Source organism: Streptomyces sp. NPDC096040 (genome assembly GCF_040303265.1).
Lineage (GTDB): Bacteria > Actinomycetota > Actinomycetes > Streptomycetales > Streptomycetaceae > Streptomyces.
Window position 1 is genome coordinate 21,880 of record NZ_JBEOTA010000055.1, and the last position, 8,695, is coordinate 30,574.

An 8,695-nucleotide genomic window follows, 5' to 3' on the forward strand; every position below is an offset into this window, starting at 1 on the left:
CTAAGGCGTGCTCAAGTTTATCTGAAGGCGAGTTGCCTCATTTTCGCCTCGAGCACGGTGAGATTATGGAACCCGCGGCGCTTGTTGCGTTCGCTGCCGCGGAATATGACGATTTCAATTCCATGCTTCTTGCATAGGGCGCAGGGGCAGGTGCGCCAAGGGGCATCAGTCAGGGTCCGTTCGTAGTGCTCGAGGTAGCTTTTCTTTTTCGGGCCGAGTACGAGAGATTCGTAAGCGGCAAGAGCACTCTTAACTTCTTTGAGTGCTGTTTCTTCTTGATCGAATGAACGGAGGGCGCGCAGGCAGTCTCGTTCAGCGTTCACGGCTTCGCCTTGGGAGACATGGCCGGAGAGGATAAGGCGCTTGAGGGCGGGGTTGCCGTCGACTTGGGGAACGCGGATGGCGGTGTAGGAGTCGGTGGCCGTGTGGTAGTTGTTGCGGTCGTCCATGAAAGCCTGACGGAAGGCCGAGGTGCTGTCGAAACTGGCCACTCCGTGGCGGGCGAACTGCTCCATGCTCTCCACGCGGTTGATGCCGAGCAGGTGCAGTTCGGTTGATGCGTCCCGGACTTCGTCGATGGCGCGCAGGCAGGCGAGGATCTCGTGGGACTTTAGGGGGACCATGCCGCCAAGGGCGATCCGCCGGTATCCCATTTTCTGCAGTTGCGCGACAGAGTGCGCGTAGCTGTCAGGTCCCCATCCCTGGGCGGCGCCGACGGGTTCAAAGCGGGCGCCTTGCTTTTTGGTGGCAGTGATGAAGTCTTCGGCGAGTTCGAGGGAGATCTGCTGACGTTCCACCCACGCCGCTTCGGGTGCTGTGTCGGATTCTTCCGGAATGTATCCGAAGATGATGTGGTCGATGCTGATGCCCGCGTCGAATCCACAGCGGCCGTAGAAGTCCAGGACTTCGTCCACATCATACGGTGGGCGTTCTTCGTCGATGTAGTTGAAGGCGCCGCAATCGCCGATCGTGGAGCAGGGGCCGGGGAGGCGGAAGAAGTTCCTCACGCCTAGGCGGTAGAAGCGCTCGCGCTGCGGAGCGGAGTATTTTCCTGCACACTTCATCGACCCGTCGACAACCGCCTTGCTGACGAGGATCCCGTCGTAGGGGATCGGTGTCACGGCCTGGTGGGCGTAGACGTCATCGCGCTGGCGCACTCGGTAGGGCGAGTACTCGTCGTTGATGAAGTCGTAGGTGGGGCTCACCAGGTCCTGACTGTCAGGGAAATAGAATTTCACGCGGCTTTTGCCTTTTCCTGCACATAGAGACGGAGGAGATAGTTCGACAGGGTACTGATGTGGCGCGGGTTGTTCTGGAGTTCGTTCCAGGGGGTGTTCAGGTCGGGCCAGCGTCCATGGGTCCAGCGGCAGTGCGGGGCGATCAGGGCGAGTTCCGCCCGCGCCTGCTCGAGGGCGTGGGGGGAGGCGGGGTCGATGGCCATCATCACGCGGTCCATCAGGCGGCCCATGGAGCGGATGCCCACGCCGTGCATCAACCGAGACCGGGTCGGCGGCAGGCCCCACGCCTTAGGAAAGGTCTCGCGTACGGCACTCCAGTAGATGACGAGGATCTGGCGGATGGTGGCCGTATCTACCGTGCCGTTGGACAGGTTCTTGTAGGGGAAGAAGACGCCTGAAGAAGAGTTGAGGGATTCCTGGATCGCCGTAGTGAGGCTGTTGTCCGTGACGACGGCGTCCGCCTTTTGCTCGGCGGTGGTGGACGGGCGGCGCACCAGACCCCGGAACGGCGAGTCCTTGTCCTGGTTGAGGGCTTCCACCAAAACGGAGGGCAGTTTGCGGGCGGAGAGTTTGGTGGGCAGCAGGGTGCCGACTTCCGGCAGGAGTTCGGTGACGAGGTTGGTGGGCAGCGGAGAGACCGTGTTCACACGCAAGAACTGGTCTCGTTGCGTTTCCAGGTCTTCGGCAACGAACCCGGCAATAGTGACAGCCAGGCGGGTATTGCGAGTGCGGGCTAGAGCGAGACTGCGCTGCTGGCCGTCGACGATCCAGGCCGGCCGCGGGGCGTCGGGGGCGTCGGGCAGGGGGATCTCCAACGTGCCCGAAGTACAAAGGCCGTCGCTGCTGCCCGGGCCCGGGCTGGACTTGAACCGCACACTGGAAGGCAGGGCCATGATCAACCCGTTGGGAAACAGGACCTCCTCGCCATCGAGGTATTCGAGGATCTGCTTCACGTGCTGCTTCTTTTCGGGGCGTTGGTAGCCGATCAACTTGCCAGCCTCATCCCTCGAGATCCGTGCCACGTCGGCGACTTGGCGTACTTCTTCTGCCGCCAGGGTGAACACGTACAAAGGGATCGTTGGGTGCTGCTCGATCCGCAGGGCCCGGCGCTTAAGCACAAGGGAGGTCATCGAGGGCCAATCGTCGCTGTGTACAGGTCGGCGAAGCGCTTTTGTTCACAGGCCATCCCCTGGTCTCGCAGTAGGCGTAGCAGGCGGGTGCGGGAGTAGCCAGGGTGGCTGTCCTTCGACTTTTCGATGAAGTCGATCACGGCTTCGTTCGTCATCGGCCGACGGGAATAGCGTTCGGGGCGGGCCGCCTGGTCGGCCCAGGTTTTCCAACGCGCCTGTGCGGCTGGGGTGATGAGGTGGCCCGGTGTGCAGTGCTCGAGCCAGGAGGTTGCCATGCGGACGTTCAAACTGGTGCGGGTGCCGCCCAGTGCCTGCCGCAGGGCAGCATTGGCCGGCACGCGCACGACGCCGTTCATCTCGGAGGCGCCGCCGATCAACAGCACGTCCGCTCCCGTGGCGGCCAACGCGACCAGGTCGTGGCGCATGGCCCCTGCGTAGGTCTCGGACAGCACCACGAGCGCCTGCCCGGCAGTCGCCGCGAGCTGCGGCAACTGATGGCTGGCGTCCATGCGCTGTAGATGTTTCCACCAGACGGTGGCCTGCGCACTTGAGGAAGCTACGGAATCTGCGTGTCGTGGCAGGAAAGTCGCCGCATACGAGGGGGCAAGGCTGGAGACTGGTCGCAGGCCCAGGCCGGCCGAGGCCACGTACAGGCGGGGGACAAAGCCAGCCCGGGATGCGGCTTTTGTGAGGTCTTGGGCGCGCCTCCACTGGTCCCCTTGGTACAGGTCCGCCAGCGCGACGCGCGACCCCGGTGCGGCGTCCAAGCGGCGGGCCCATTCCGCAGCCCGCTCGGGCAGGTCTACCGCAGGCAGGGCGCGGGCCTGCAGGGCAGTCCCGGGGGGTGAGGACTTCCGGTCCGTGCACGTGACCACGATGGGCAACTCGTTCACTGCGGATCGACCTCTGGCTTCCATAACTCGCTTCTAGTTGTGGTTACTGTAGCCGGTAGTTAGGGGGGTAGGCTGCCACTGCCTCAACTGAGGCAACTGGACTTCAGATAAGGGAGTGACAGCATGGACCGTCCCGCGATCGTGTTGCTGAGCGGCGGCCTGGACTCGACTACGGTGCTGGCCATCGCCAAGGACCAGGGGTTCACTCCGTATGCGCTCAGCTTCCGCTACGGCCAGCGGCACTCGATCGAGTTGGAGGCGGCCCAGCGCGTCGCCGAGGCCCAGGGGGTGGCCCGGCATGTCATCGCCGACATCGATCTGCGGGTCTTCGGCGGCTCGGCCCTCACCGCCGACATCGATGTGCCCAAGCACGAGTCTCTGGCGGACGTGGAGGATGCGGGGGTGCCGATCACCTACGTGCCGGCCCGCAACACGATCTTCCTGTCGTTCGCGTTGGCTTTTGCCGAGACCGTTGGCGCTAGCGACATCTTTACAGGGGTGACGGCCGTGGACTACAGCGGCTACCCTGACTGCCGCCCGGAGTACATGGAGGCCTTCGCCACCATGGCCAACCTGGCGACCAAGGCCGGGATCGAAGGAACTTCCAAGATCACGCTGCACTCCCCCTTGATCGCACTCTCCAAGGCCGACATCGTCCGCGAAGGCCTGCGCCTGGGCGTGGACTACTCACTCACCTCCTCCTGCTACGACCCCGACGAGCAGGGACGGGCCTGCGGCAAGTGCGACACTTGCCTACTGCGGCTGAAGGGCTTCGCCGAAGCCGGCATGAAGGACCCCGTCCGGTACCAGAGCGCCTGATCATGACCTACTTGATCAAAGAGATCTTCTACACGCTGCAGGGAGAAGGCGGCCACGCCGGCCGCCCGGCCGTGTTTTGCCGATTTTCCCGCTGCAACCTGTGGACCGGCCGGGAACAAGACCGCGCCCGCGCCATCTGCCAGTTCTGCGACACCGACTTCGTCGGCACCGACGGCGAAGGCGGCGGCCGCTTCCCCACCCCCCAGGAGTTGGCCGACGCCGTCGAAGCCGCCTGGCCCACTGCCGATCGCGCCCACCGGTTCGTGGTGTGCACTGGCGGAGAACCGCTGCTGCAACTGGACGAGGACGCCATCGACGCCCTCCACGATCGCGGCTTCGAAATCGCCGTGGAAACTAACGGCACCCGCCCCGCTCCCCGCGGTATCGACTGGCTGTGCGTGAGCCCGAAGATCGGCTCCGCCCTGGTCCTCACGAACGGCGACGAGCTCAAACTGGTCTACCCCCAGGTCGGCGGCGACCCCGCCCAGTTCGAGCACCTGGACTTTCGCCACTTCCGCCTGCAACCGCTGGATGACGCCGACCGCGAGGCCCACACCCGTGCCGCCGTCGAGTACTGCATGAAGAACCCGCGCTGGACACTCTCTCTCCAAACACACAAGTATCTGGGAATTCAGTAATGGAAATCTTTCGCGAGTTCACCTTCGAAGCAGCCCACCGCCTGCCGCGCGTGCCTGAGGGCCACAAGTGCGCCCGCCTGCACGGCCACTCGTACAAGGTCGCCGTGCACGTGGAAGCGCCAGTCGATGTGAAGCGGGGCTGGGTGATGGACTTCGGGGACATCAAACAGGCTTTTAAGCCCATTGATGCACAACTCGACCATTACTACCTGAATGACATTGAAGGGCTCGACAACCCTACGAGTGAGAACCTGGCCCGCTGGATCTGGGAACGCATGGTCACTGAACTCCCCGGCCTATCCGCGATCACCGTCCGCGAAACCTGCACCTCCGGTTGCACCTACCGAGGCGAGTAAAGGCATGCACGACATCCAAAACGAGCCCGATGGCCGCAGCATCTTTATTGACGAGGTCGGCATCAGCGGCCTGCGTTACCCCCTCACCTTCGACGACGGCCACACCCGCCAGCACGGCATCGCCGACATCGCCGTCACCGTCGCCCTGCAGGCAGAGCGACGCGGCACCCACATGAGCCGCATGATCGCACTCGTCCACGAGGAAGCAGCCACCCTCTCCCCGCAGGAATTGCCCACCGTTCTCAAGCGCGGGCTCACCCTGCTAGACGCCCCGGGTCTCACCCTCACCTTCACCCTGCCGATCGCTACCCTGGTCGCCGCTCCTGCCAGCGGGCAAGAATCCTGGCAGACCCACGACCTCACCCTGACAGGACGCATCGACGACTCGAACTGCACCGTCACCACCTCAGTGACCACCCACGTCACTAGCCTGTGCCCCTGTTCCAAAGCCATCTCCGACTACGGCGCCCATAACCAGCGCAGCGAGGTCACCCTCCAGGTCACCGGCACCACCGACGCTCCTTACCCGCTGCCCTTCCATGACATGGTTGCTCTGCTGCGCGGCGCAGGTTCCGCCCCCGTCATCCCCCTCATCAAACGCCCCGACGAACGCGTTGTGACCATGCAGGCCTACGATCATCCCGTCTTTGTCGAAGACATCGTCCGCGATATAAGCCTTGTATGCCGCCAAAGGGGTCTTAGTCATGCCGTTCAGGCGAGAAACCTGGAAAGCATCCATAGTCACGACGCCATCGCCACTCTGAGCTACACCGGTTGACCACGCCGTGGCCTCACGCCGAAACCAATCTTCGGCAACGAGGCGCGGCTATTCATGACACTCCCCCGTGCGCGCAACCAGCCATTTTTGTGACTCCGCCGGGGACTCGCACCTGCGGCCCGGGCCGACGATCTATCGATTCAGCCGTACAACCGTCTCGATCACCAACTGCCCGCCCCCGGCCGACGACTCCCCTCGTTCCCATGTTCTGGGTCCCCCGCCGGGGGCACCCTGTATGAGGTGCCCAAAGACCCCGCCACCAGCGGAAACGCTGAGGACGGGGTCTTCGCGTATGTGCAGGCATACGCAGCGCTGAGCGGCCCTAGGACGGGGTCTGTGGACTATTCGTGGACAGGATCTTGGGGCATCAGCCCAGGTCAGCCCCAGCGAACGCGGAGGCCCTCGGCGCGAGCAAGGCGTACGCCTTTATATCGGCCCTGGCGCAGGGCTGACGGGGACAGAGGCACAGACACCCGTCCGCGTCAGCCTGAACCATCAGCGCAGTGAGCCCTCGCCTGCGCTTCGAGTATCTCAGTCCAGCGCCGCTGCGATCACTTCCACGGCCCGGCCGCCACTGGCCTCGACGTCGACCCAGCGGATCTCCGGCAAGGAGATCGGCGCCGTCTCCTTCACCCGTTGTAGGGCGCGCACGAAGCGCCGGTCCTCGGAGAGGAAGACGTCACAGTCCGGCAGATAGCAGGCCAACTGGTTATCGCGGCCGGTGCTCTTGGTGACCTTGTGCTCAAGCAGCGCCACACGTGAGACCCAGCGCAGCCAGTTGCGCGGCATTCGCGCTTCGCTGACGTCTGTGAACCAGAAACGCGTGAAATCCTCCGGGTCCCGCAGCACGCGGTCGAGATGCAGGTACGGCGCCAGCCAGTCCTCGTACGTCGTGCCACGTTCCGCAAGCGTCGTGAGCCCCTTCCGGTTGAGGGCCTCCCGGAACACGTCCCGCCCCTCAACACGCCATCCCGCAATGGGGGTTCCGCGCTGCCAGCCCGCGAGGTACGAGTCCGGGGCTACCTCGGTGGCCACGTAGGTCACCTTGGCCAGGTCCTCCGCACGCCAGTCGACCTGACGCATAGCCAGGCTGTCGCTTTTCAGTACACCGAAGACATGGTCCTCGACACCGTCCATGAGGCGCCGCTGACGAGCCGCGAGCGGGGCGCTGTTTTGTGCTGCCTGTCGCCAGATCCTGCGCTTCCAGAACTCCCGCAGGTCGGCGGGCCGTCCAGGCTGGGGGAGTTGGCGCACCCACTCCGGGCGGATGCGACGCGCCTCCGCCACAATCTCTTCGCACTCAACGTCGGCTTCGGTGCGCAGCCGCACCCAGTGTCGCGACGTCATCGCATCAATAATGCGGTCCCGCTTCTCCGCGTCCTTCGTGCGCAGGACCTCAAGCAGCGTGGCTGGCGGCGTCCGTACTGACAGCCTTCGCCCCTGAGCCAGAGTTTCAAGCTCAGACTTGCTGCCCTCGATGCCTATGTAGGACCACACATTGTTGTCCAGGATCACCCTCATACACCCATGGTGGCGGTGCGACCGCCGGCACGAATACAGGTTTTCCCGTGATCTCCCGCAGGGCCCGCTCCCGGTACTGGCACAAGCCTCCGCAAACGGACTGTCGGACTCGTGGCCCCAGATGAAGGCCTCACCTCGCTGCGCAGTGCGCACGAAGGAGGGAAGCTACTGCCCCAGCGCCCGTGCTGCCGTGGCCGAAGAGGCCTCATCGACAGGAGCGCGGCGGTATGCATCATGCGCCAAGGCGAGAGTCAGTTCGCGCCACATGCCCAGGAGTCTTTCAACGGCAGTCGGCAACAGGTCGGGGCCCATCAGCAGACGGCTGATGGGCCCCCACGACGGCCGGGACAAGGCCGCTGGCGTCTTCACCGCTTACTCGTACTCGCTCAACAGCTCTTCGATCTTGCGGTTGGCGATCTCTTGGCGACCGTCGATGCACTTGGCGTAGCGGCTCAGCAGGACCTCAACACTGTTGCCCGCGCGCTCGGCGACCTCGGTCGGGTCTACCCCGGAGTTGAGCCAGGTCGACAATGCCGAGTGCCGAAGGTCGTACGGACGAGCGGCAAGCGGGGAGGCGACAGCAGCCGGCGGGAGCGCCAGCGCGCGGGCTTCCTGCCAGACGCGGTAGTACGTGGACGAGCCGACCACTCCCCCGCGTTCGTTGGTGAACAGCCGCCCATCCTCGGCAGTGCCGAAGGTATCGAGGTGCTGCCGGAGGATGGTAACGAGCTGGGGCGGGATCGGCACGAGCCGGACTTCCTGCGCCGGCCGGTTCTTGAGTCCACGGTCGTCGTGGGTCTCGCCGGAGTCGGTCCACTGCTTGCCGACACTGGGACGCGTCCGGTTCAGCAGTGCCGTCCCCCAGCCGACCTCGGGCAACTTCAGATCCGCGGTGGTGAGGCCCACGGCCTCGGCCGGACGCAGGGCGCCGTAGTACATGCAGGCGAACAGGCCGACGAGCCGGCGGCCACGCGCCCGGCTGTACCCACCGATATACGAGACCGCAGTCAGCAGGGACCGAGCCTGCTCGGGATTGGCGACCACCCGAGGGTCGACTTCCCCGGCAACCTTGGGCTTCTTCCACCGGATGGCCGTGATCGGGTTCTCTTTGAACTCCCCGAGATCCACCGCATAGTGCACCGCGTTGACGAGTGTCCGACGCTTGCGCCGAACCGTCTCCGCAGCTGCCGCCGTCCCGTCGAGTTTCAGCTTCAGCGAGTCCAGGACGCAGGGGCCGTTGCATGATCGCGTTTCGTCCGGAGTGCCGTGCTGGCCCGTCCTTGGAGGGGACATCCCGGTTCGGGCGGGGCGGACGCAGTGCA

Annotated in this window: 9 protein-coding genes; 4 read left to right on the forward strand and 5 right to left on the reverse strand. The window is 64.6% G+C overall.

Features of this window, described 5'->3' with window-relative positions; genetic code table 11:
• Positions 1 to 17: 17 nt before the first annotated feature.
• Genes dpdA through ABTY98_RS39940 form a run of 3 tightly spaced genes read right to left on the reverse strand, consistent with a single transcriptional unit; the run spans position 18 to position 2,877 of the window.
• Positions 18 to 1,238 (reverse strand): tRNA-guanine transglycosylase DpdA, encoded by a 1,221-nt coding sequence (gene dpdA / locus ABTY98_RS39930; protein ID WP_352226070.1) that lies wholly within the window; start codon positions 1,236 to 1,238, stop codon positions 18 to 20.
• A complete protein-coding gene (gene dbpB / locus ABTY98_RS39935; protein WP_352226071.1) occupies positions 1,235 to 2,368 on the reverse strand; it encodes a DGQHR domain-containing protein DpdB in 1,134 nt (377 codons plus the stop codon). The genes dpdA and dbpB overlap by 4 nt, the downstream gene beginning before the upstream one ends.
• Positions 2,365 to 2,877 (reverse strand): hypothetical protein, encoded by a 513-nt coding sequence (locus ABTY98_RS39940; RefSeq protein ID WP_352226072.1) that lies wholly within the window; start codon positions 2,875 to 2,877, stop codon positions 2,365 to 2,367. The genes dbpB and ABTY98_RS39940 overlap by 4 nt, the downstream gene beginning before the upstream one ends.
• A gap of 507 nt (positions 2,878 to 3,384) precedes the next feature.
• On the opposite strand from ABTY98_RS39940, the gene queC reads away from it, so the two are divergent.
• Genes queC through ABTY98_RS39960 form a run of 4 tightly spaced genes read left to right on the forward strand, consistent with a single transcriptional unit; the run spans position 3,385 to position 5,852 of the window.
• Positions 3,385 to 4,080 carry a 7-cyano-7-deazaguanine synthase QueC gene (gene queC, locus ABTY98_RS39945; RefSeq protein ID WP_352226073.1) on the forward strand — a complete coding sequence of 232 codons (696 nt, stop codon included), beginning with the start codon at positions 3,385 to 3,387 and terminating at the stop codon, positions 4,078 to 4,080.
• Positions 4,081 to 4,082: 2 nt separating this feature from the next.
• On the forward strand, positions 4,083 to 4,718 hold the full coding sequence (gene queE / locus ABTY98_RS39950; RefSeq protein ID WP_352226074.1) for a 7-carboxy-7-deazaguanine synthase: 636 nt from the start codon (positions 4,083 to 4,085) through the stop codon (positions 4,716 to 4,718).
• Positions 4,718 to 5,074: a 6-carboxytetrahydropterin synthase QueD gene (gene queD / locus ABTY98_RS39955; RefSeq protein ID WP_352226075.1), complete on the forward strand. Its 357-nt coding sequence runs from the start codon at positions 4,718 to 4,720 to the stop codon at positions 5,072 to 5,074. Before queE ends, queD begins: the two co-directional genes overlap by 1 nt.
• 4 nt (positions 5,075 to 5,078) lie before the next feature.
• Positions 5,079 to 5,852 carry a GTP cyclohydrolase I FolE2 gene (locus ABTY98_RS39960; protein ID WP_352226076.1) on the forward strand — a complete coding sequence of 258 codons (774 nt, stop codon included), beginning with the start codon at positions 5,079 to 5,081 and terminating at the stop codon, positions 5,850 to 5,852.
• Between the two features lie 531 nt (positions 5,853 to 6,383).
• Here the strand turns inward: ABTY98_RS39960 and ABTY98_RS39965 are convergent.
• Positions 6,384 to 7,373 (reverse strand): histone H3 family protein, encoded by a 990-nt coding sequence (locus ABTY98_RS39965; RefSeq protein ID WP_352226077.1) that lies wholly within the window; start codon positions 7,371 to 7,373, stop codon positions 6,384 to 6,386.
• Between the two features lie 372 nt (positions 7,374 to 7,745).
• The coding region (locus ABTY98_RS39970) for a tyrosine-type recombinase/integrase (protein WP_352226078.1) at positions 7,746 to 8,695 on the reverse strand (950 nt) is incomplete at its 5' end.